This is a genomic window from Nostoc sp., assembly GCF_036917815.1.
In the GTDB taxonomy this organism is placed as follows: Bacteria; Cyanobacteriota; Cyanobacteriia; order Cyanobacteriales; family Nostocaceae; genus Nostoc.
Genome location: NZ_JBALEK010000024.1, coordinates 1 through 21,111, shown reverse-complemented (window position 1 = coordinate 21,111; position 21,111 = coordinate 1). Strand labels below are relative to the sequence as shown.

Genomic DNA, 21,111 nt, shown 5'->3' with positions numbered 1-21,111 from the left:
ACGCTCCTGGACAAGAAGCAGCCGACTGCCTTGGTTGAAGGGAGAAGAAATCTCTAAACAGGTCTAGGCAGGTTTAGGTAAGTATTTTTAAGCAGCATTGGTTATTAATTATTCTCTTCTCCCCCTGCTCCCTTGAACCTTGGAGGATGTTTTAAAGGTGGTTGGCTTGAGGGTGGGGACTTCCGCGATACCGTTAAACCAATTCGCAATTCGCAATTACGTTTTGTGACGGGGATTTAGCTTAGGCTTCAATTCGTGGTGCCTGTAGAGGCAGGGGAATTAAACCCCTAAACTTTGTTAAAGATAAAAGAAGGTCAACGCGACGCATGAATGCTGAAGAATTAAAAAGGCGTTTTGCCGCAGGGGAAAGATATTTTCCAGCTGTCAACTTGAGTAGGAACAAGCTGATTGGAGCCTATTTGCCTGGAATCAATTTATGGGGATCTGACTTGAGTGGGGCTAACCTTGCTAAAGCTAAACTCTGGGGAGCAGATTTGAGTAGAACTAACTTAGCCAAAGCGAATTTGACCAGAGCTAATTTGAGCGGTGTCAAATTGAATGAAGCAAATCTCCGAGGAGCAAAACTCAACTATGCCAAGTTGTATGGAGCGAATCTAACTGGCGCTTACTACGATGAAAGTACGCGGTTTTCTAAAGGTTTTGACCCCATAAGTAGAAATATGCACAAGGTTTAAGAAGTAAAAAGTAAAAAGTAAAAAGATAATCCCCATAAATAAATTGAGGGGATTTAATCGTCTACGGAGTTTCCCGTCTCATCCGCCGTTGCCACGTTAGGAACTTACGGCGTTCAGTTAAATAATTGATTTTGATAAATGTTGATGTGAACTATCTAACATAGACGATATCAACATTTGTTCAAAGACTTTGGAAAGAGCAGTTTGAAAACGCTGACGATGCTTGAGTTTGAAAAAAGGTCGAACTATTTCTGCGTAGGCGTAGCCCCCCGGAGGCATCGCACCGTTGCCTTCTCTGTTATCAATAACTCGAATTGCCCGCAGAGTTCCCAACTGGATTTCTTTTTTTACCATCAACTCGGAAATACCAATTGCACCGACACCATCTTCGATCGCTGCTTTTGTCATCTCCCCACTGTTGAACACTAAAATTACATCCAGTTCACTGAGATCGATTCCCCAATTTTGTAACGCTTCCTCAAACCTTTGTTGGGTTCCAGAACCTGGTTCTCGCATCACCCAAGGGGTTTTAGTCAATTGGCTTAAATCAATTTCTCCCCACTCAAACCAAGGGTGTTTTTGACCGACCACAATTTGCAAGCGATCGCTCCCCACTATTTCGTACTCTAGAGTATTCTGAAGCGCTGGTTTCACATCTCCTTCCACCAAACCTAAATCAAACTGTCCTGTCGCTGTTCCTAGACAAATATCTTCTGTATTGGCAAGGCTACAGTCAATCTTGATACCGGGATATCGGCTCTTAAATTCACTAATCTTACTTGGTAGCCAGTAATTACCAATTGTCAGACTTGACCCTAATTTCAATTCACCCCGTTGCAGATTGTTCAATTCTCGCAATCCCCTTTCAGTCAAGGAAACTTGATCGAGAATTTTCTGTGCTTCCACTTGCAATAATTTACCCGCCTCAGCAATCTCGATATGGCGACCAATCCGATGGAAGAGTTTCACACCATATTCTTGCTCTAAGTTGTGGACTGCTGCACTGACGGCAGGTTGTGTAATATAAAGCTCCTCTGCGGCGCGAGTAAAGTGTAAGTGCTGCGCCACAGCGATAAATATTTTTAGCTGCTCAAGCGTCATTCCTGCCATTTATGGTATCCCTGTAACTTAGTGTCAAAATTTTAATCACTTCCATTTATCATTTTGACAAATAAAAGCATTTGATTCTATCGGTTAGTTTGACTAAAGTATAAATCAAGGCTTTCTACCTAGTCATTGGTCTTTTGTCCTTTGTAAACGACCAATGCCCCATGCCCAATTACCAAGCATGAAAATCAGGACATTCAAAAATGAGCGATTTAGTAACTGCAATTACCACAGGGATTACCGCATTCACTGCCACCAACATCGATGATATTGTCATTCTGACGTTGCTTTTTTCACAAATAAATAAAACGTTCCGCAGTCGTCACATCCTTGCTGGTCAGTATCTCGGTTTTGCTGTATTGATTATTGCTAGCCTTCCCGGTTTCTTCGGTGGAATGATTATACCGCAGGACTGGATTAGACTACTGGGCTTAATGCCAATAATCATTGGTGTAAGCAGTCTACTAAAACGCGAAGAGGATTCACCAGAGGAAGTCGAAGAACAAACCGAGCCGTCTTGTCCCTCTATAATTAGCAGTTTTATCTCTCCACAAACTTGCAACGTAGCTGCGATCGCCTTTGCCAATGGCAGTGATAATATCAGCGTTTACGTGCCTCTGTTTGCCAACTCAGAATTAGATAGTCTGCTGGTGATACTAGGTGTATTCTTTACCTTAGTGGGTGTGTGGTGTTATACCGCTTACAAGTTAACCTACTTGCCTGCGATCGCCAACTTTTTAACTGAAAATGGCAACACTTTTGTTCCTTGTATCTTGATTGGTTTGGGCGTGTTTATTGTCACAGAAAATGTTATTTGGACTCTTTCATCTGTAGTTTCTAGTTATATATTCTCATTAATCTTAGGTTTCAATACTCAGCAGTCGAGTGAAGAACAAGAAAAATTAAGTATCTAAAATTTTCTCACCAAATGAATTCCAATCTGGAAAACACCTTACCCATCAACAGGAATCAAAACATGAAAATCTGGAAATCTCTGCTAATTCTCTTAATAATTATCGCCAATCTCGCCTTTGCTCAACCTTCTTTTGCTGATAGACCAAAATTTAGCAAAAACCCTGATTACATCGAAGTCACGAAAGCACTTAATGAACTAACTCAGACAAAAGATGCCCAAACTCAAGCTGAAGGTTTCACCCCAGAGGAAATTCAGCAGAAAATCGATGAGTTAGCATTCCAAAAATATGCTTTAGAGACAGGAATCAACTGGGGTCAATGCGACAACCAAACAGGTAATACCATAGCAGTATATGGCAAAAGACCAAATAGCGAAGAGAATGAAGATGCCATATACGACAATGGTCTGTATTTTCTAGCTGATGGTCAGTCCACTAAAAATAACTGGGATTGTGATGGCATCTATCTACCGAATGATGTCAAAGTAGCAAATTTTACTTCTAATCCTAATGGGCAAGGTCAAGAATTGACAGGATCGGCTGCTCTGAAGATACTTGATGGAACTCAGTTGGTGATTAAGACGAATCCAGATACTGCTGCGATTGAATTGAATGTCCCTACTGTGAAAGTTCTTAACAGCAAAGAGGCTAACTGGTTTATCCCAGATATATCGCAGGCTCTCATCGATATACGAGTTCCTAATGCGCCTAGCAATCAGTCTTGAAATAGAACTGCATAATCTATTTTTGAATGATTGTTCTCAATTTAAATAGGGTAACAGCCAAAATCAGAGGAAAAACACTACAAGGACTGGTGAAAAATCTGAATATTGGCTGTTTTTTTATGACCCTTTATTACTTACAGTTGCTCCATAGCATGAATTACGAATTACTTGGTCAGGCTTGTTTTATTTTCATATCTGCATTAAAATAAATTCTGAAAAAAATGTACAATCGCAATAGGCATATTTCAGTAGCGCAAATATTGCGCTGGGTGCAAGTCATCTGGAAGGAGATTTCCTACTACCTTCGCATTTTTTTGAAAAGAGCCGCTTTGGGGATAAGGGTGTTATTGATGCAGTTAAAATTGAAACCTACAGAAGAAGATAAAGAGAAAAAAAAGCCAGGACGACTGAATCCGTCCAGAGTCCGAGATCACTTGGCAAATGAGCGTACCTACCTCGCTTGGATGCGGACAGGGATTGCTCTTTTAGGTTTTGGTGTCGTCATCGTGCGTTTGCGTGCTTTCCAAGTACCTTTGATACCCCATCCCGGCAACGGCTGGAAGTTAGGTTTAGTCTTCTCGCTGGTGGGTTTGGTTACGGTGTGGCTCTCAACGTCACACTATTTTGCTGTCCGTCGTGATATTGAAGAAGATACTTATGAACCAACAGACCGTTGGGTGTTGCTGTTCAGTCTCGCTGTGATGATTCTCGGAACTGGGGTAATCTATTTTGTTTTTACAACTTCTTTAGATCCAATGAGTCCACTTATCCCTGAGTGATGGTAACTAGGTAGGCATAATTTAAAGATACAATAAAATCTTAGTTTGTAGTGAGCGATTCATCGCTAATAGCAAAGTTTATCAGGACTAAAGTCCTGACTACAAACTTTCAGGACTTACGCAAACAATAGCCGAACCCCTTATTCTCCCGTAGGGGCAATTCATGAATTGCCCCTACAGCGTGTACTTTTGCGTAAGTCCTAACTTTAATTGATTTACGCCTAGCTACTTATTTTTCAGAGGTTGTTTGAAAAGTCATTGGCTGTGATTTTAGGCACTTATCGATCCCCCCTAACCCACGCCAGTCGCTCCACTTGGGGAGACCCCAGACGCTCCCGGACTCGCTTGCCGCCGGCGCTATCGCTTTTAGCGTCTCCCCTTCTCACATTGGGAGAGGCTAGCGCCAAGGGAGAAGACCGCGCTGGCTCCCCGATAAATTGGGCAGGGCTGTTTCATTCCCTAAAAGGCTCTGATTTACAAGCGTTTCAAGCAAAAAAGTCAGGTAACTAAAAAATCTGATTGGGCAAGAAAGTCGCGTAGGCGTAGCCCGTCGTAGACATCGCACTGAAATTTACTCGTTGAGGTGGTAGCTTTTCGATGACCAAATCAAGCAAATTTCTGACTCATACTCTTGACAAAATCTCTAAGAGCTCGAATGACACAGCCCTGCCTTTTTAAGGGGGGAACCGGAATTAGAGCAAGCCTTTTTAAGGGGGGGGTTGGGGGGATCGATAACGTTTTGCTACCAACGAAAGGACTTTTAAAACATCCTCTAAAATCGGACTTTGTATAACTCGAATAATTCCCCTGATTTCTGCGTTACTACTTTACCACCAGCCGCTTTAATCGTTTTTTCCCACTTAGCCAAAGGCTCTAAAAACACCTCAGCCCCCAAATAGGTTTCTAGAACTGCCCAATCTTCCGCTAAAGGCTGTTCGGGATTGAGGATATCAAACACAAAATGTCCACCTGGTTTTAACACCCGCTTGACTTCTGCTAATACAGCATCCCAATATTCCAGTGGAAAATAGCAGCTGAATCCTGTGGCGATCGCAAGATCAAACTGCTCTGATGGGTAGTTTAACTCATGAGCTGCTCCCAACTCAACACCTTTGAACAGCTTAGAATTCAACTGCGGCCCACGAGAATTAAGGGTATCACGTGCCACATTACTGATTTCTTGCCCATGAAAAAACGCTTGCCAATCCCGCCAAGGATAAATTAAAAAGCTGATACCACAGCCAATATCTATACAGTGCTGGTTTTTTTGAGGTTGAGCAATTTCCCAAAAACGGGAAGCAATTCTCCCTGAAAAACTCCCTCCAATCCACTCGCCAAATATCGGCATCGCCTGGACTTCTGTTGGGAGTTCAAAGGTTTCACGTTGATATTCTCGGTTAAAGCGATAGGCTATTTGGGCTAATCTTTCGTCCCAGTGGGTTGGTTTGGGTGAACTAAAGAGATTTTGAAACTGCGAATCGGACTTTTTAGACATTTAGGTTTTTACGAGTGTGATGCGTAAAGCCCCCGGTTGGAAACGGGGGGATATAAGCGAACGGCTGAATTTATTCAGCCATGATGTGGATCGTTAATATATTCCAAGACTTTCTGAGTGCTGACTTTTCCAGTAGTGTCAAACATATATGAATGTGTCCACAGACTGGGGAGCTTCATTAGTTCTGGAAATTCTTGTCTCAGGTATCTAGATGAGCGACCTTTGAATGCCTTGACTATTTGAGCGATTGAGTGATGCGGATCATATTCCACCAGTAAGTGAATATGATCTGGGTCAACTTCCATTGCTTTGACAACCCATTTATTATCATTGGCAACAGACTGGAATATTTGAATACATCGAAGTTTTAATTCTTCGTTATTTGCAAATACTCTCCTACGTCTACATGGTATCCAAACTAAGTGAACAGTTGCCAACCCACAGCGCGTGATTGTAATGATTATATACAGATTTCATGTAGATGAGTATTGATTTCATGGTACTATAAGATTATGAAAACACTGAAGTTCAAGTTATATCAACACAAGCGAAATAAATTCCTCAAGCGGTCAATCAATGCTGCTGGGGTAATTTATAATCACTGTATTGCTCTCCACAAAAGATATTATCGGATGTGGGGTAAACACTTGAATTGTGCCAAACTTCAGGCTCATATTGCGAAGCTACGCTTTCGCTTAGAGTTTTGGCAGTCGGTTGGTTCTCAGGCGGTACAAGATATATGTCAGCGCATTGAGAAAGCCTATCAGTTGTTTTTTAAATACAATAAAAAAGGGGTTAGACCACCGGGATTTAAGAAGGTTAAAAAATATAAGTCATTCACCTTAAAGCAAGCAGGATATAAGTTTATAGGTGGCAATCGAGTTAAAATTGGGAATCGGACTTATCAATATTGGAACTCCAGAGATATAGAAGGAAAAGTTAAAACTTTGACTATTAAACGCACACCGCTAGGTGAGTTGTTTTTGGTTGTTGTTGTCGATAGCGCTGATGAGCCAGAAATCAAATTCACGACTGGTAAGATAGCGGGATTTGATTTTGGCTTAAAGACATTCCTAACCTGCTCAGACGGATCTAAAATCGAATCACCCCAATTCTTCAAACAATCACTCAATGCCATAAAGATTGCAAATAAATATCACTCTCAGAAGCTGAAAGGTTCATCAAATAGAGAACGAGCGAGGAAAAATCTAGTCCTCGCCCATGAAGATATAGCCAACCGTAGAACAGATTGGTTTTGGAAGTTAGCGGACGAGCTCACAAATCGATTTGATGTCCTGTGCTTTGAAACTCTAAGCCTAAAGGGGATGCAACGTCTTTGGGGGCGTAAGATATCAGATTTGGCTTTTGGTGAGTTCCTGCAAATTCTAGAATGGGTTATCAAGAAGAAAGGTAAACAAGTGGTCTATATTGACCAGTGGTATCCTTCCAGTAAAACTTGTTCCAACTGTGGACACATTTTAGAAAGTCTGGATTTGTCAACTAGAGAGTGGCGCTGTCCATCCTGCCAGTCAGTAAATGGAAGGGATGAAAACGCCGCACGTAATATTCAAATGGTTGGGGCATCGACCATTGGGTTAGGTGATGTCAGTCGGGCTACGCCTGCTATTGCTGCTTGAGCCTAGAATCCCCCGAATTTAGAGAAGCGCAGCGTCTCCAAGAGTTGTGCATTCGGGGGAGTATGTCAATACTCTTTCTAAGGATTGTAGTTAAATTCGCTTTACGATCGCACCCCTAGCCAATCTGCTCCTAGTAAATATTGCAACAAAGAACTTTTAACCACAACCCACCGCCAATCTTTGACTAACCAACTCAGCCGCTAAATGTATCGCTGCTTTCATACTCGTAGCATCAGCAATTCCCTTACCCGCAATATCAAATGCTGTTCCGTGATCTGGTGAAGTCCGAACGAAAGGAAGACCAATGGAAGTATTAACTGCCCGATCAAACGCCATCAGCTTTACAGGAATTAAGCCTTGGTCGTGGTAAAGTGCTAAGAAGCCATCAGCAGGATTTTGGACTAAAGAATTTCCATACCAAGCTTGACCAGGTTTAACCCACATCGTATCTGGCGGTATCGGACCATCTAACTGCAATTGTGGTCTATTTTGCCGCTCTTGCTCCAACCAGGGAATTAACCAATCTTGTTCTTCATGTCCAAGTTGTCCCTGTTCGCCACTGTGGGGATTTAAACCTGCGATCGCAATTCTCCCATTTTCTATCCCAAAATCTTTCTCCAAACACTCCACCAACAAATCCAATTTCTGTGTCAGTAACTGCGGTGTCAATGTATCGGCTACTTGACGTAGGGGAATATGTGTGGTAGCAAGTAAGGTGCGGAGTATCCAACCAGTATGGGGCGATCGCGCCACAAATAACATCCCAAAACGATCAACACCTGACTTTTGTGCCAAAAGTTCCGTTTGCCCTGGATAATTATATCCTGCGGCTTTCCAAGCAGATTTAGCGATGGGCCCGGTGACAATACCATCAAATTTACCAGCGAGTGTTTGAGCGATCGCATATTCCATATATGCAAAACTAGCTGCACCACTCGCCGCATTACCTATTCCTGAGATAATTTTACCTTTAATTTTCTCATCCAACTGCACATCACTCACTGACAACTCATCTGGATTTGCCAAAGCTGCTAAATTCTCAGTTAAATTCAGTTTGTGATAAGTCTGTGCCAGTAAATCTCCGCTACCCACCACTGTAACGTCATATTTTTTACTAATTTCTGGATCAGCTAAAGCTTTCAAAATCACCTCCGGTCCAATCCCCGCCGGATCTCCCAGCGTCAGCGCCAAACGCGGACGATTTTCTTTCACAGAACTTATTAAGTTACCTTGATTATTTTGATACATAAAACTTCTTCATAAATCTTCATAATTATTATCATTAAATTTTCTCATTTTACCCATCTCCCTTTCTCCCAATAGTAGGGATTGCCCCCCAAACCAGTAGGGATTACCTGCAAAACTAGTTTAAAATTGTTTACACAGGTCTAATCCTAGCAACTGTTGAAAAGCTTCTGTTAGACCTAGTTTACACACCAATTTGCATAAGGAGAATCACACTAATGGGCGGCGAAATTTTGAATGCAGCTGTATTGTCTTTCGGTTTAATCTTCGTAGGCTGGGGCTTAGGCGCGTTGTTACTGAAAATCCAAGGCACAGAAGAATAATTGAGTTCTGAGTGCTGAGTTATTATTCTCCCCACTCCCTTTTTCATCGAAATGAGAAAAAAGCTTGTCCGTTAACCGGACAGCTATTTTCCCATAAATCTATCTAAATAAATAGATTTTCTGAGAAAAGATGTAAACTTTTGTTTGCATAGGTTATTCTGATAACATTCTTTTCATAAAACATTAAAATTTATTACAACCCTCATGACATTATTAATCGTCGGTGCCACTGGCACCTTAGGAAGACAAGTGGCTCGTCGTGCTATCGATGAGGGGTATAAAGTACGCTGTCTTGTCCGCAGCAGTAAAAAAGCAGCTTTTCTCAAAGAATGGGGTGCAGAACTCGTCCCCGGAAATTTGCGTTACCCCGAAAGCCTAGCCCAAGCATTAGAAGGTGTAACCCAAGTTATTGATGCGTCAACATCTCGCCCTACAGATTCACTGAGTATCAAACAAGTGGACTGGGACGGCAAAGTAGCATTGATTCAAGCAGCAATTGCAGCAGGTGTAGAGCGTTTTATTTTCTTTTCCATTTTAGATGCTGATAAATACCCAGAAGTGCCGTTAATGGAAATTAAGCGGTGTACAGAAGTTTTCCTAGCTGAGTCTGGCTTAAATTATACCATCTTGCGGCTAGCTGGGTTTATGCAAGGATTAATCGGTCAGTACGGCATTCCCATTTTGGAAGCACAGCCAGTTTGGGTGACAGGTAATTCTTCTCCCATCGCCTATATGGACACTCAAGACATTGCTAAGTTTGCCATCCGAGCATTGAGTGTACCAGAAACCGAAAACCAAGCTTTTCCTGTAGTCGGTACTCATGCATGGAGTGCAGAAGAAATCATCAACCTGTGCGAACGCTTATCTGGAAAAGATGCCAGAGTAACGCGGATGCCAATAAACTTGCTGCGTGCTGTTCGGGGTATAATGCGATTCTTCCAGTGGGGATGGAACGTAGCGGACAGGCTAGCATTTACAGAAGTATTGGCTAGCGGTAAACAGTTAAACGCTTCAATGGATGAAGTATACACAGTGTTTGGTTTAGATTCGCAACAAACCACAACCCTAGAAAGCTATCTACAAGAGTACTTCAGCCGAATAATGAAGAAGCTCAAAGAGGTAGACTACCAGAAAAATAAAAATAAAAAGCAGAAACCTAAAAAAACTCCTTTTAAACAGTCTTCAAAAGCCAATAGTCAATAATCATTACGAAACATACATTAGTCTTAAAATTCTAGACTCTAGATATTTGACTCTAGATTAATGACTACATGACCAAAAATGTCTAAGGATTACCGAAAATCTAGGTAAAAGCCCCGTCCTTCTAGGACGGCTTTGATTCTCTAAATTTGTCTTGAAAGTTTCCGGTGATTGGTATAATGAAACAATATCACAGGTAGAATAACCGCTAGCACAAATGGATAACCAACCCCAATACGACTGGCTAGGAAATAATAATGGTTAGTGGGCGGCGAAAACCACGATAAACATAGCTGGGGTGGCTAACGCGCACCCATACCAGAAAAGTCAAAAACTTGTTAATTAAGCGTACCGTGGGGCACACGGAAACAAGGGGAGAAATCCTCTAAAGCTTGGGGAGATAGAGCCACCTGGGGCTGTCTAAATGTAGGCTAGAAACTTGGTTCAATTGAACGGGTTTTTGGTTTAAGTAATGCCGAAAGGATAGGCAGTTCAAAGGTGTATCAGTGAACCAAGAATCCCCATACCTTCAGGTTAGGGAGTGTCAAATAATACAGAGCATCGCCTAAACTTGGATATTTGAGTGTGCCGAAAGCAGGCATTATCTACAATGACGTTAAACCGATAGCAGGCCGTGTCGCTATCGAGTTGAAAGACAAGCTAACCGCAGCCGGTTGGAATGTATGTATCACATCGAGTATCGGTGGAATACTGGGCTACTCTACCCCTGAGAGTTCTGTATGCCACACCCCCATTGACGGTCTGACACCCCCTGGTTTCGATTCAGATATGAAGTTTGCAGTGGTGTTAGGAGGAGACGGCACTGTTTTAGCAGCGTCTCGTCAGGTAGCCCCCTGCGGTATTCCACTGTTAACAGTAAATACCGGCCACATGGGATTTTTGACCGAAACTTTCCTAAATCAATTGCCTCAAGCATTAGAACAGGTAATGGCGGGTGAGTATGAAATTGAAGAACGAGCGATGCTCACCGTCAAAGTGTTTCGGGGAGATTCCGTACTGTGGGAAGCCCTCTGCTTGAATGAAATGGTGCTGCATCGGGAACCTTTGACCTCTATGTGCCATTTTGAAATTGCCATAGGACGTCATGCGCCAGTAGATATTGCGGCGGATGGTGTGATTGTTTCTACGCCTACTGGTTCTACAGCTTACTCATTGAGTGCTGGTGGTCCAGTGGTGACTCCTGGCGTTCCTGTTTTACAGCTAGTACCCATTTGTCCCCATTCCCTAGCTTCTAGAGCATTGGTATTTCCAGATACGGAATCGGTCAATATATACCCAGTCAATATTCCTCGGCTGGTGATGGTGGTAGATGGCAATGGTGGGTGCTATATCCTACCAGAAGATCGAGTGTATATGGAGCGATCGCAATATAGTGCCCGATTTATTCGCCTACAACCGCCTGAGTTTTTCCGAATTTTGCGAGAAAAATTAGGTTGGGGTTTGCCACATATTGCCAAACCAACTTCGGTAGAATTGCCGTAGGGATTGGGCATTGGGAATTGGGCATTGGGCTTCGCTCAGTACAAGTGCCCAATGCCCAATGCCCTAGTTATTAAGATTGCATCGGAGAATTCGATGGCTGATACCTGAACGTGCTAAAAGATTCTTAGCTGCTTGTCAAATCAGGATTGCTCCATCACGAAAAACTCGTAATTGCACTTTATAACTGATGTAAAGATTTTCACTCGAATATCTTGACAATCCCAAATCAAATATCCGAAATTGTTATGACAGTTGCTCCAAGTCCCTGTGTTTTGGTGATTGAAACCGATGAGAGTCTTGCAAATCAACTTTCTTGCGATTTGCAAGAAGCTGGCTATGAATCAATTGTGGCTCATGATGCAGCGAGTGGTTTACAACACTGTCGCGATCGCCAACCTGCTTTAATTGTTTTAGACCGGATGCTAGCAGGAGAATCAGGACTCTCATTGTGCAAAAATCTGAGAAGCACTGGTCTGCGATCGCCTGTGTTAATTTTAATGGCAAGGGATACAGTTGATGATCGTGTAGCTTGTCTAGAAGCTGGAGCCGATGATTACATCCTCAAGCCTTACCGCTCGGAAGACTTTTTGAAGTTAATTCGCCTCTATTTAAAACCCGATGTGGATACCACCGAGCAATTACGCTTTGGGGATTTAATTTTAGACATAGCAACTCGCCGCGCCATACACAACGGACGACCAATTGACTTGACAATGAAGGAATTTGAACTATTAAAATTCTTAATGGAACATCCTCGTGAAGTGTTAACCCGCGAACAAATTCTAGAAAATGTTTGGGGTTACGACTTTCTGGGTGAGTCGAATGTAATTGAAGTGTACATCCGCTACTTGCGCTTAAAAATTGAAGATGAAGGTCAAAAACGCCTCATTCAGACAGTGCGAGGCGTAGGGTACGTTTTAAGAGAATCCTAGTATACTGGTGGCGGAAGTTTACCTACCTCCTTCCCAGTCTGGGACTGGGAATGCACATTTGGAGGGCTGCTGCCTCCCATCCAAGGGGTTTTTCTGCCTACAACACTGTAAAATTGAATTCTAAATTACAAAATCGAAAAACTATATGACTCGTCGGCTAAGTTTGCTCTCAATGTTGCTGAGTATATTTCTAATGGGCTGTTCCGCGCCAACAACGGCTAAACCTCCCAGCCCCACCTCTGCTTCTCAAACTCCAGCACCAGAGAATTTAGGTCAAACACTACCAATTTCTGCTAAAGCCATTGTTCCAAATGGCACAACCATTAAATTAGAGGTGGCGCAGACACCCCAACAGCAAGAGATGGGATTGATGTATCGACCAGCTTTGCCAGATGACCGAGGAATGCTATTTCCGTTCCCTTCAGCACAACCAGTCAGTTTTTGGATGAAGAATACACCTATGCCCTTGGATATAGTATTTCTACATAAGGGTGTAGTTAAATATATTCAGGCTGCTACACCTCCTTGTGCGAATGATCCTTGTCCTACCTATGGCCCCAGGACACCAATCGATAAGGTGATTGAACTTCGCGCTGGAAGAGCTGCCGAATTGAAGTTGAAAGTGGGCGATATTGTCAAAATTGAGTTTTGAGACTCTGGTACTCTCCAGGGATAAAGATTTGGCTGGTTGCTCTGTTAAGAACCTATGTGGTCTAAGTATATGTTTTTTTTGTAAAAAATGTCACTTTATGTGGTAAAACAGTCATTTGTAACGCTACTATTTAAAAACTGTGGTAATGATGTAAAATTCTACTGTCTCCAACCTAAAATCGCAGTCTTAGGGTTTGGTTGCAAATATATTCCCTTGGGCGTAAGTGTAAATAGTCGCCAATAAGAGAGTATAGGCTATGGAATCTTTGTTACTACCTGTGTAATTAAATAAAGCACAAAAGTAAACAAGATGGAGCTAATTTAACTAAGTAAAAATACTGCTTGAAAACCCAGCAGATGATTTGTACGAAAATTTCTATTTCTCAGACCCTCCATGAGGAGCCTTTCTTGAAGGCAAATCAAAAAAACTGTGCTGGGGTGTATAGCCGATAACGGCACAGTGACAAATGAAATACTGGCTACTGGCTACCGAGAAATGGTGAACTTATATATGACAATACATTCTGTACAAGGAGGTGAGATACAAATGTCACCATCAAAATATTCTCGATTGATTCATTTTTTGCAAGAAGATTTGGCAATTTCCACAGCATCACTGGCGGTGGCGCTTCGCCATCGTGAGCAAGACCCAGGACCTTTGGCAATGATTCTTTGGCAGTATGGGTTGATTACTCTAGACCAATTAGAACAAATTTATGATTGGCTGGAGACGGCATAGGTGATATCAATTTTGGATTTTAGGTTACACCTTTGGTGCGCTCTGGGCGCAACTTGGATTTTGGATTAAAAGTCTCTACCAAAAGGCTTTACCGGAATCTCAAAAAATACTAGTTGTGCCAATTTAGTATCATACTAAGTTGCCAAAGTTACTCTTGTTTGGTGTAAAAGACTCTGGACGACTGTCTTGTGATCAAATAATACTATCTAGGGCAAGTTGGTATGATTTAGCTAAATCAATTGTTCTAGTTGTGGGGTGAAAATTCCCAAAAAACTGCATGAAAGATGGCACGACTGCCCTGCTTGTGGATGCAGTCTTGACCGCGATCGTAATGCAGCGCGAAATATAAAAAATAGAGCGGTAGGGCATTCCGTTCTTAAAGCCAAGAGCGTCCTAAGCAATAGCCGGATTGTCTTAGAAGCCTACACTTACTGCGAAGCAGAAGTGTAGGAGTATGTCACGAGAATTGAGGTATGTCACATCCACTCTACCTTGTACAAAGGTTGATATATAGCTGCTCTACAAAACTTGGCTAAACTTATTCAAGTCTCACCATTCAACTAGAAATAAGTATTTCTAGAGGGTCTGCTTCCTGCTTCATCCAAGGTAGTCGGCTACAACAGTCCACAGGCGTTAAGTTTCGGCCAAGCCAACCGTACTTTATTTTTAGGGGCATTCTCAAGATTGATAGAAGCATTTTCATCACGATCTTGAGAATGCTGACAAACTTTACAATCAAATATTCGGTCTGACAACTTCATGTCTTGGATAGAATTACACTTAGAACAAGTTTTAGAACTTGGATACTATTATATACAAATCAAAAGAGCGAGTTGATAATTTAACTCACTCTTTTAATTTGTCCAAAGTCCAATTGCAAATGACTAATGACTATTGTGTAAACACTCTAACTGCTGCTGCTACACCAGAACCAGGGGTAAAGTCTTCATAGCCAAGTTCTGAAAGAGTAACTTCTAAGGATGCTATACAGCTGAGGATATCGCGATCGCTCACAAAACCCAAGTGACCAATGCGGAATATTTTGTTACTCAAATGGTCTTGACCGCCTGCGAGGGCAATATCAAAGCGTTTTTTCATCACTGACCGAATTTTATCCGGTTCAATTCCCTGTGGTGCCACAGCCGTAATCGCTGGACTCGCGGAACTATCTGCTGCAAGCAGAGGTAAATTTAAACCTTGAATGGCGGCGCGGGTAGCATTTTTGAGCCGTTCATGTCTAGCAAATATCGATTCCAAGCCTTCCTCTTTCATGATTCGCAATGTAGTGTGTAACGCTACGATTAAGTTCACAGGGGGAGTAAATGGAGTTGTATTTTTGGCTGTGGCTTTACGATATTTGCCTAAGTCCAAATAATATTTCGGTAGCTTCGCAGTTTTGTAAGCTTCCCAAGCTTTGGGGCTGACAGAGACAAAACCCAATCCCGGCGGAATCATATAACCTTTTTGGGAACCGGAGGCGACAATATCCAAGCCCCAAGCATCCACGGGTAGATTGAACGCACCCAAGCTAGTAACGGCATCAACAATAATTAAAGCTTCACCGTGTTCTTTGACATGGCGGTTGATGGTTTCTAAGTCATTCAACACACCCGTCGAGGTTTCGCTGTGGGTAATGATTACGGCTTTGATTTGCTTTTGGGTATCTCCTTGGAGTTTTTCGGCAAATACTGCGGGGTCTAAGGGTTTTCCCCATTCCACCTTAACTTCTTCTACATTCAAACCGTAGGCTTGGCCAACTTCTACCCAGCGTTCGCCAAATTTACCATTAGAACCAACTAAAATGCGATCGCCTGGAGAGAGAAAATTAATTATTCCCGCTTCTACAGCACCCGTACCACTGACATTCAGCGTCAGCACATCACTTTGAGTTTGGTGCAGCCACTTAAGATTTTCTGTCACCTCTGCCAAGATGTTGCTAAATTCACTGGTACGATGCCCAATCGGATGCTTGGCTAATGCCAGTAACGCAGCTTCTGGTACCGGGGTTGGGCCTGGAATCATCAGCATCAGCTTATCGTTCATGTGTCTATCCTAAAAGTCAAATAAAAGTCAAAATTGTGGGAAGTTGCTTAAGTCTGATAGCAAATTCTAGATATTCATCTATAAATTCCACTCAGTTTCTCACCAGTCTTGTTGTATATTTTCCAAATCTATATGACAAGTATGGTGGGAGTTAATGATCGGTCAGCTTAACCTTTGCAATTTATACGAGACTCCAACTCAGATAAAACCTCTGTTCCAGGCAATCTTACCACACACTTTAGACGCTAGGTTAAGGTGTCTGCTCGTAGGGCAGTAGCTATTTCAGCCAAGGGTGAAACGTCTATCTAGATCAGGTATAGGTATGATAAATTCTTAAATCTTACCCATAATCCGCCTCGGTTGTTTTTATAGAAACACGCGAAATCCTTTTGAGTATGGCGGGAATCATCGGTGAAAAAGCTGTGTTTTGCTTCCACGAAGTAAGTAACCGCCTACACTATGCGGAAGAATTGCGTATCACCGTTTGCTAAGAGATAGAAGACACCCAACCCAAATTTTTCAATCTACTTGACTCGAACATTTGTTCTTGGATTGCCATTCTCTAAAGATTACCTCCATCTATAGCGGTTCCCATTCAGATGCGGTACAACATTACATCACGAAATGTAGGGGCACGGCATTGCCGTGCCCCTACGGGTGTACCTCATATAAACGAGAACCGCTATATAAGAGGAGGTGATGATTTATTTCAGTCAAAATCGCTTCGATGCTAATATCCAAGACTTCTCTGGCTAACTCGATGGTGATTGATTTCCCGCCGAAGTTGAGATATTTATGCTACTAATTGCTGCACATTGTGATACCGCACTTAGTGGTAAGCGATGCCTACGCCTACCACTAATAAACTATAAGTTTTTATACTATACTTACAAAAATGCTACATTCGTGCTTAGTCTTCTTCCTTACCATTCATGATGAGTCCTTTTTAACTAGTGTTCAGTTCATAAACTGTCACTCACCAGATCCCCAGTCTTCTTGCAAAAGAGATATTCTTAGTTAGTGCAAGGAGTGATACCATTTCACCAAATGTTTGTCACAAGTTATCCCCGTAATAGTCCCTCCTCAGGGAGTGTTGCAGATTTCAAATGTTGCATCAAACGAGTGAGTTGGTATAAGCTTTTACGGAAAAGCGCTTGAGTGAGCAAAACTCTCAAGCGCTTTTTCGTGTATAAATAAAACAGTTAACCTCTCTGGACGCTCATATAGATGTTTCTAAATACACATATACAGAGAAGTAAACTACATCAGTAGTTTTTGTTATAAAATATACTCTGATTTTAATATCTCAAGTTTGCGCCTTCCATCAAAACTTTTTAAGTGACTGGACGTACCACACGAATTAGTTTTCCTTGCAATGGTTCTTGTGCTGTCACAGCCTCATCTATCCGTGCTGCAAACTGTTCCCAATTACGATTGTTCGTGCAAACAATAATGCCGAAGTGGTTAGAATCACGACGATGCAAACGGATAAAATCAACTCTGTTGATAGTTAATGTTGTTGTTTTAACTCTTTGAGTGTCACGGATGTAAATCCTCTGATGTTTTGTCAGGCTACATTTACAATTTTATCGATTGCTATAGGATTCCTATTTGAATTCTGAACAGATACGTAGGGTGTGTTAGCGACAGCGTAACGCACCATCATCAAGGGTTTAGTGCGTTACGCGAAACGCTAACACACCCTACAAATACCTACTTTTATTCAAAAATCAAACCGGATTCCTATAGATACAATATTTTATTAATTCGTAGCGAATTTTCTGCGCCCCTACCCTGCGGGAAGGCAAAGTGCATCTGCGTTTAAATTTAAACCCTCAATTCGCCACAATTTTAGGCAAAGCTGTACTTAGCTAACGACAAAATTCACCAACTTTCCAGGCACCACAATTACCTTTTTAATCTCTTTGCCTTCGATGTAACGTTGGGCAATTTCTGATTCACGGGCGTATTTCTCCAACGCTGCTTTATCTGCTTGTGCTGGTACTTGAATCGAGCCGCGAGTTTTACCCATAACTTGAATAACTAAAGTGATTTCATCAGCTACCAAAGCAGCAGGGTCAAATGATGGCCAAGTTTGAGTGTGAACTGAATCACTTTCACCCAATAAATGCCATAACTCATCAGCAATATGTGGTGCAAAGGGTGCTAGTAAAACCACCAAAGTCCGAATACCTTCTGCATAAATTGGTGAATTTTTGCCGTCGGCATCAGTTAAGGCATTACTCAATTTCATCAATTCGGAAATAGCTGTGTTGAATTGATATTTATCTTCCAGGTCTTCTGTCACCGCTTGAATAGCCGTGTGAATTGCCCGCCGCAATTCTTTTTCAGTTTTAGTTAAATCAGAGAGTTGGGCTTTCTTACGGGATACGCCAGCCGCAATATAATCTGTCACCAAACGCCAAACCCGATTTAAAAAGCGGGATTGTCCTTCCACATCGGCTTCATCCCATTCCAGGTCTTTTTCTGGCGGCGCTTTGAACAAGATGAACATCCGCGCCGTATCTACACCGTATTTGGAAATTACATCTTCTGGCGCTACACCGTTGCCCTTTGATTTAGACATGGTGGCATAAACGAGTTCCAGTGGTTCACCTGTCTTAGGATCTCGTGGATCGGCTGGATCTACAAGATTAAAGGGAACCCACTTATCTTTACCATCCTTATTGGAATTTGTGTAAGTTAAACCCTGTACCATCCCTTGAGTTAATAGGCGTTGAAAGGGTTCGTCAAAATTTATCAAACCGCGATCGCGTAGTACCTTAGTAAAGAACCGCGAATACAACAAATGCAAAATCGCGTGTTCAATCCCACCCACGTACTGATCAACTGGCATCCAGTCATTAATCTTACTAGAATCAAAAACCTGTTGTTCATTCTTAGCGTCAGGGAAGCGCAAGAAATACCACGAGGAATCAATAAAAGTATCCATCGTGTCAGTTTCTCGCTTTGCCGGAGTGCCACAAGTTGGACAAGGGACATTTACCCAGCTTTCCAACTGAGCCAAAGGTGAACCGCCACGTCCAGTAAATTCCACCTCTTCCGGCAACTGTACTGGCAAATCTTTGTCGGGAACTGGTACTATTCCACAGTTAGGACAGTGAATTACAGGTATCGGTGCGCCCCAGTAACGCTGCCGCGAAATCAACCAATCCCGCAAGCGATATTGCACCCGCACTTTACCAAAACCTTGTTGTTCGGCGTATTCAATTATCGCTTGTTTCGCATCTATGGAAGTCATACCAGTAAAAGCCCCAGAATTAATTAAAATTCCTGGTTCAGTGTATGCCTGGTTATATTCAATTTGGATGAGTTGTGTGACTTCATCTATCTCCGATGTTGGAGTTAAGTCAAAACCTGCAACATCACTTGGCGAAACGATGACAAAATCAATTGGCAAATCGTAATTTTTGGCAAACTTAAAATCCCGAACATCGTGTGCTGGTACACCCATCACTGCCCCAGTACCATACTCATACAGTACATAGTCAGCAATCCAAATGGGTACTTCTTCCCCTGTAAATGGGTTAATTGCCACCCCACCTGTGGGGATACCCCGCTTAGGTTTGTCTTCAGAGGTACGTTCCAACTCACTTTGATTGGAAACCTCTTTAATAAAAACTTCTACGGCTGCTTGTTGTTCTTTTGTGGTGACACGCTTTGTTAAGGGATGTTCTGGTGCTAACACTAGGTAGCTGACACCATAAACTGTATCTGGACGGGTGGTGTACACGCCGATTTTTTCATCTATCCCAGCGATCGCAAATTCCAAGTAAGCGCCTGTGGATTTGCCAATCCAGTTTGCCTGCATCGACTTGACGCGTTCTGGCCAACCTGTCAATTTATGTAAGTCATTGAGCAATTCTTCGGCGTAGTCGGTAATTTTGAAAAACCACTGGCGTAATAATTTGCGCTCAACTATTGCCCCACTGCGCCAAGAACGTCCTTCGTTATCAACTTGCTCATTTGCCAGTACAGTTTGATCAATAGGGTCCCAGTTTACTGCTGCTTCTTTTTGGTAAGCTAACCCCGCTTGCAAAAACTGCAAGAAAATCCATTGTGTCCACTTGTAATAGTCTGGTGAACAAGTAGCAAGTTCACATTCCCAATCGATGGATAAACCAAGACGCTGCAATTGTTGCCGCATCTGGGACATATTCTGATAAGTCCATTTTGCTGGCGGTACACCACGGTCAATGGCGGCGTTTTCTGCTGGCAAGCCAAAGGCATCCCAACCCATTGGGTGTATTACCCGATACCCTTGCATTCGCTTGAGGCGGGCAATCACATCGGTAATCGTATAATTACGGACGTGACCCATGTGTAGGCTGCCCGATGGATAAGGGAACATGGATAAAGCATAAAATTTTGGCTTGTTGCTAGCTGTTGGTGTTTTATCTAAGCCAAGTTCTACCCATGTTTTTTGCCATTTTTCCTCAATCAATGCTGGGTTATATCGGGAATCAACAGAATCAGGTATTTCCAATGGTTTCATGCCTATTACACTTTACTTCTACTAAATTCTAGTATCTGCACTTTTAGTATATTTGAACTACTAGATTCAGCTGACAATTCAGCAGCATCTGGAAAACCTCACTTCTATTTCTCTCTTCCTTTAAGGAGAGAGACTTTGAATTTTCCCCCTTCCCTCCTAGGGAAGGGGGTTAGGGGTTAGGTTTTTGGTGGACTTTTCCACATAACGTGAAAAGTCAGCTAGATTCAGGGAATTATCTGTCTAGTAACTTTCTAATTTAATTTACTATTTCTTTCTACCCCCTATTTCTATCTATCTTATATCCCTAAAGTTCAACAAGTTTAGGTATATAGGACATAAAAAAGTCCCTAAGCTGAGGATGCTGGGGACTAGATGTGTTATGGTTCTAAATTGATTTACTGGGTTAGTAATGCGATCGCCATTTCAAGGTGCATCTTAGCCTTGTGGAAGTTAAGCAAATTTTCTTGGTCGTATCGGTCAGGATAGCTCATAGCTTTGCCCTCCATCGTTAGCTTACAGCAATTTTCAGGTAAATAGACCACAGTGATTGAACCAACCGAGGGCATCATCTTCGGTAATGTAATTGACAGCAACCGCCATTGCTTGG

General features: G+C 42.3%; 17 protein-coding genes and 4 pseudogenes. 12 read left to right on the top strand and 9 right to left on the bottom strand.

The window, feature by feature from the left end; all coding sequences use genetic code 11:
• The first annotated feature begins 326 nt into the window (after positions 1–326).
• Positions 327–695, top strand: coding sequence for a pentapeptide repeat-containing protein (locus V7K97_RS07220; RefSeq protein WP_334800117.1), 369 nt, complete (start codon positions 327–329; stop codon positions 693–695).
• A gap of 117 nt (positions 696–812) precedes the next feature.
• On the opposite strand, the gene V7K97_RS07215 is transcribed toward V7K97_RS07220, so the two are convergent.
• Positions 813–1,805, bottom strand: a complete 993-nt coding sequence (locus V7K97_RS07215; protein WP_334800116.1) for a LysR substrate-binding domain-containing protein — start codon at positions 1,803–1,805, stop codon at positions 813–815.
• Positions 1,806–2,005: 200 nt separating this feature from the next.
• On the opposite strand from V7K97_RS07215, the gene V7K97_RS07210 reads away from it, so the two are divergent.
• The 3 genes from V7K97_RS07210 (at position 2,006) to V7K97_RS07200 (ending at position 4,220) form a co-directional block, all read left to right on the top strand.
• Positions 2,006–2,716 (top strand): cadmium resistance transporter, encoded by a 711-nt coding sequence (locus tag V7K97_RS07210; RefSeq protein WP_334800115.1) that lies wholly within the window; start codon positions 2,006–2,008, stop codon positions 2,714–2,716.
• A 62-nt stretch (positions 2,717–2,778) separates the two neighbouring features.
• On the top strand, positions 2,779–3,441 hold the full coding sequence (locus V7K97_RS07205) for a hypothetical protein (RefSeq protein WP_334800114.1): 663 nt from the start codon (positions 2,779–2,781) through the stop codon (positions 3,439–3,441).
• 350 nt (positions 3,442–3,791) lie between these two features.
• Positions 3,792–4,220, top strand: a complete 429-nt coding sequence (locus tag V7K97_RS07200; protein WP_334800112.1) for a YidH family protein — start codon at positions 3,792–3,794, stop codon at positions 4,218–4,220.
• A 772-nt stretch (positions 4,221–4,992) separates the two neighbouring features.
• On the opposite strand, the gene V7K97_RS07195 is transcribed toward V7K97_RS07200, so the two are convergent.
• Together V7K97_RS07195 and tnpA are read right to left on the bottom strand one after the other, a co-directional pair.
• Positions 4,993–5,715 (bottom strand): class I SAM-dependent methyltransferase, encoded by a 723-nt coding sequence (locus tag V7K97_RS07195; RefSeq protein WP_334800111.1) that lies wholly within the window; start codon positions 5,713–5,715, stop codon positions 4,993–4,995.
• A gap of 74 nt (positions 5,716–5,789) precedes the next feature.
• Positions 5,790–6,192 (bottom strand): annotated as a pseudogene (tnpA, locus tag V7K97_RS07190) (IS200/IS605 family transposase).
• 35 nt (positions 6,193–6,227) lie between these two features.
• On the opposite strand from tnpA, the gene V7K97_RS07185 reads away from it, so the two are divergent.
• Positions 6,228–7,352: an RNA-guided endonuclease InsQ/TnpB family protein gene (locus V7K97_RS07185; protein WP_334800109.1), complete on the top strand. Its 1,125-nt coding sequence runs from the start codon at positions 6,228–6,230 to the stop codon at positions 7,350–7,352.
• A 156-nt stretch (positions 7,353–7,508) separates the two neighbouring features.
• Here V7K97_RS07185 and pdxA read toward each other — a convergent pair whose 3' ends face one another.
• Positions 7,509–8,600 carry a 4-hydroxythreonine-4-phosphate dehydrogenase PdxA gene (pdxA, locus tag V7K97_RS07180; protein WP_334800108.1) on the bottom strand — a complete coding sequence of 364 codons (1,092 nt, stop codon included), beginning with the start codon at positions 8,598–8,600 and terminating at the stop codon, positions 7,509–7,511.
• Between the two features lie 215 nt (positions 8,601–8,815).
• Here pdxA and petM point away from each other — a divergent pair, with 215 nt between their 5' ends.
• From petM to V7K97_RS07145, 7 genes and pseudogenes are all read left to right on the top strand, one after another.
• Entirely contained in the window at positions 8,816–8,920 is a 105-nt protein-coding gene (petM, locus tag V7K97_RS07175) for a cytochrome b6-f complex subunit PetM (protein ID WP_334800107.1), read from the top strand.
• A gap of 204 nt (positions 8,921–9,124) precedes the next feature.
• Positions 9,125–10,123, top strand: coding sequence for an SDR family oxidoreductase (locus tag V7K97_RS07170; protein WP_334800106.1), 999 nt, complete (start codon positions 9,125–9,127; stop codon positions 10,121–10,123).
• Positions 10,124–10,705: 582 nt separating this feature from the next.
• Positions 10,706–11,623, top strand: a complete 918-nt coding sequence (locus V7K97_RS07165; protein ID WP_334800105.1) for an NAD(+) kinase — start codon at positions 10,706–10,708, stop codon at positions 11,621–11,623.
• 245 nt (positions 11,624–11,868) lie between these two features.
• Positions 11,869–12,555 (top strand): response regulator transcription factor NblR, encoded by a 687-nt coding sequence (gene nblR / locus V7K97_RS07160; RefSeq protein ID WP_334800104.1) that lies wholly within the window; start codon positions 11,869–11,871, stop codon positions 12,553–12,555.
• 145 nt (positions 12,556–12,700) lie between these two features.
• Positions 12,701–13,207 carry a DUF192 domain-containing protein gene (locus V7K97_RS07155; protein ID WP_334800103.1) on the top strand — a complete coding sequence of 169 codons (507 nt, stop codon included), beginning with the start codon at positions 12,701–12,703 and terminating at the stop codon, positions 13,205–13,207.
• A gap of 510 nt (positions 13,208–13,717) precedes the next feature.
• Positions 13,718–13,945 carry a DUF2949 domain-containing protein gene (locus V7K97_RS07150; RefSeq protein ID WP_334800120.1) on the top strand — a complete coding sequence of 76 codons (228 nt, stop codon included), beginning with the start codon at positions 13,718–13,720 and terminating at the stop codon, positions 13,943–13,945.
• Positions 13,946–14,182: 237 nt separating this feature from the next.
• Positions 14,183–14,395, top strand: a pseudogene (locus V7K97_RS07145) (zinc ribbon domain-containing protein); the annotation flags it as partial.
• 164 nt (positions 14,396–14,559) lie between these two features.
• On the opposite strand, the pseudogene V7K97_RS31935 reads toward V7K97_RS07145, so the two are convergent.
• The 5 genes and pseudogenes from V7K97_RS31935 to V7K97_RS07125 all read right to left on the bottom strand — a co-directional run.
• Positions 14,560–14,739, bottom strand: a pseudogene (locus tag V7K97_RS31935) (zinc ribbon domain-containing protein); the annotation flags it as partial.
• Positions 14,740–14,836: 97 nt separating this feature from the next.
• Positions 14,837–15,988 (bottom strand): pyridoxal-phosphate-dependent aminotransferase family protein, encoded by a 1,152-nt coding sequence (locus V7K97_RS07140; protein WP_334800101.1) that lies wholly within the window; start codon positions 15,986–15,988, stop codon positions 14,837–14,839.
• Between the two features lie 1,334 nt (positions 15,989–17,322).
• Positions 17,323–17,535, bottom strand: a complete 213-nt coding sequence (locus V7K97_RS07135) for a DUF5615 family PIN-like protein (protein ID WP_442936908.1) — start codon at positions 17,533–17,535, stop codon at positions 17,323–17,325.
• A gap of 320 nt (positions 17,536–17,855) precedes the next feature.
• Positions 17,856–20,504 carry a leucine--tRNA ligase gene (gene leuS / locus V7K97_RS07130; protein ID WP_334800100.1) on the bottom strand — a complete coding sequence of 883 codons (2,649 nt, stop codon included), beginning with the start codon at positions 20,502–20,504 and terminating at the stop codon, positions 17,856–17,858.
• A 395-nt stretch (positions 20,505–20,899) separates the two neighbouring features.
• Positions 20,900–21,111: pseudogene (locus tag V7K97_RS07125) on the bottom strand (hypothetical protein); the annotation flags it as partial.

Bases quoted from the DNA above. Each gene is read 5' to 3' on its own strand.
- V7K97_RS07220 (WP_334800117.1), top strand. From the start codon at position 327: ATGAATGCTGAAGAATTAAAAAGGCGTTTTGCCGCAGGGGAAAGATAT.
- V7K97_RS07215 (WP_334800116.1), bottom strand. From the start codon at position 1,805: ATGGCAGGAATGACGCTTGAGCAGCTAAAAATATTTATCGCTGTGGCG.
- V7K97_RS07210 (WP_334800115.1), top strand. From the start codon at position 2,006: ATGAGCGATTTAGTAACTGCAATTACCACAGGGATTACCGCATTCACT.
- V7K97_RS07205 (WP_334800114.1), top strand. From the start codon at position 2,779: ATGAAAATCTGGAAATCTCTGCTAATTCTCTTAATAATTATCGCCAAT.
- V7K97_RS07200 (WP_334800112.1), top strand. From the start codon at position 3,792: ATGCAGTTAAAATTGAAACCTACAGAAGAAGATAAAGAGAAAAAAAAG.
- V7K97_RS07195 (WP_334800111.1), bottom strand. From the start codon at position 5,715: ATGTCTAAAAAGTCCGATTCGCAGTTTCAAAATCTCTTTAGTTCACCC.
- V7K97_RS07185 (WP_334800109.1), top strand. From the start codon at position 6,228: ATGAAAACACTGAAGTTCAAGTTATATCAACACAAGCGAAATAAATTC.
- pdxA (WP_334800108.1), bottom strand. From the start codon at position 8,600: ATGTATCAAAATAATCAAGGTAACTTAATAAGTTCTGTGAAAGAAAAT.
- petM (WP_334800107.1), top strand. From the start codon at position 8,816: ATGGGCGGCGAAATTTTGAATGCAGCTGTATTGTCTTTCGGTTTAATC.
- V7K97_RS07170 (WP_334800106.1), top strand. From the start codon at position 9,125: ATGACATTATTAATCGTCGGTGCCACTGGCACCTTAGGAAGACAAGTG.
- nblR (WP_334800104.1), top strand. From the start codon at position 11,869: ATGACAGTTGCTCCAAGTCCCTGTGTTTTGGTGATTGAAACCGATGAG.
- V7K97_RS07155 (WP_334800103.1), top strand. From the start codon at position 12,701: ATGACTCGTCGGCTAAGTTTGCTCTCAATGTTGCTGAGTATATTTCTA.
- V7K97_RS07150 (WP_334800120.1), top strand. From the start codon at position 13,718: ATGACAATACATTCTGTACAAGGAGGTGAGATACAAATGTCACCATCA.
- V7K97_RS07140 (WP_334800101.1), bottom strand. From the start codon at position 15,988: ATGAACGATAAGCTGATGCTGATGATTCCAGGCCCAACCCCGGTACCA.
- leuS (WP_334800100.1), bottom strand. From the start codon at position 20,504: ATGAAACCATTGGAAATACCTGATTCTGTTGATTCCCGATATAACCCA.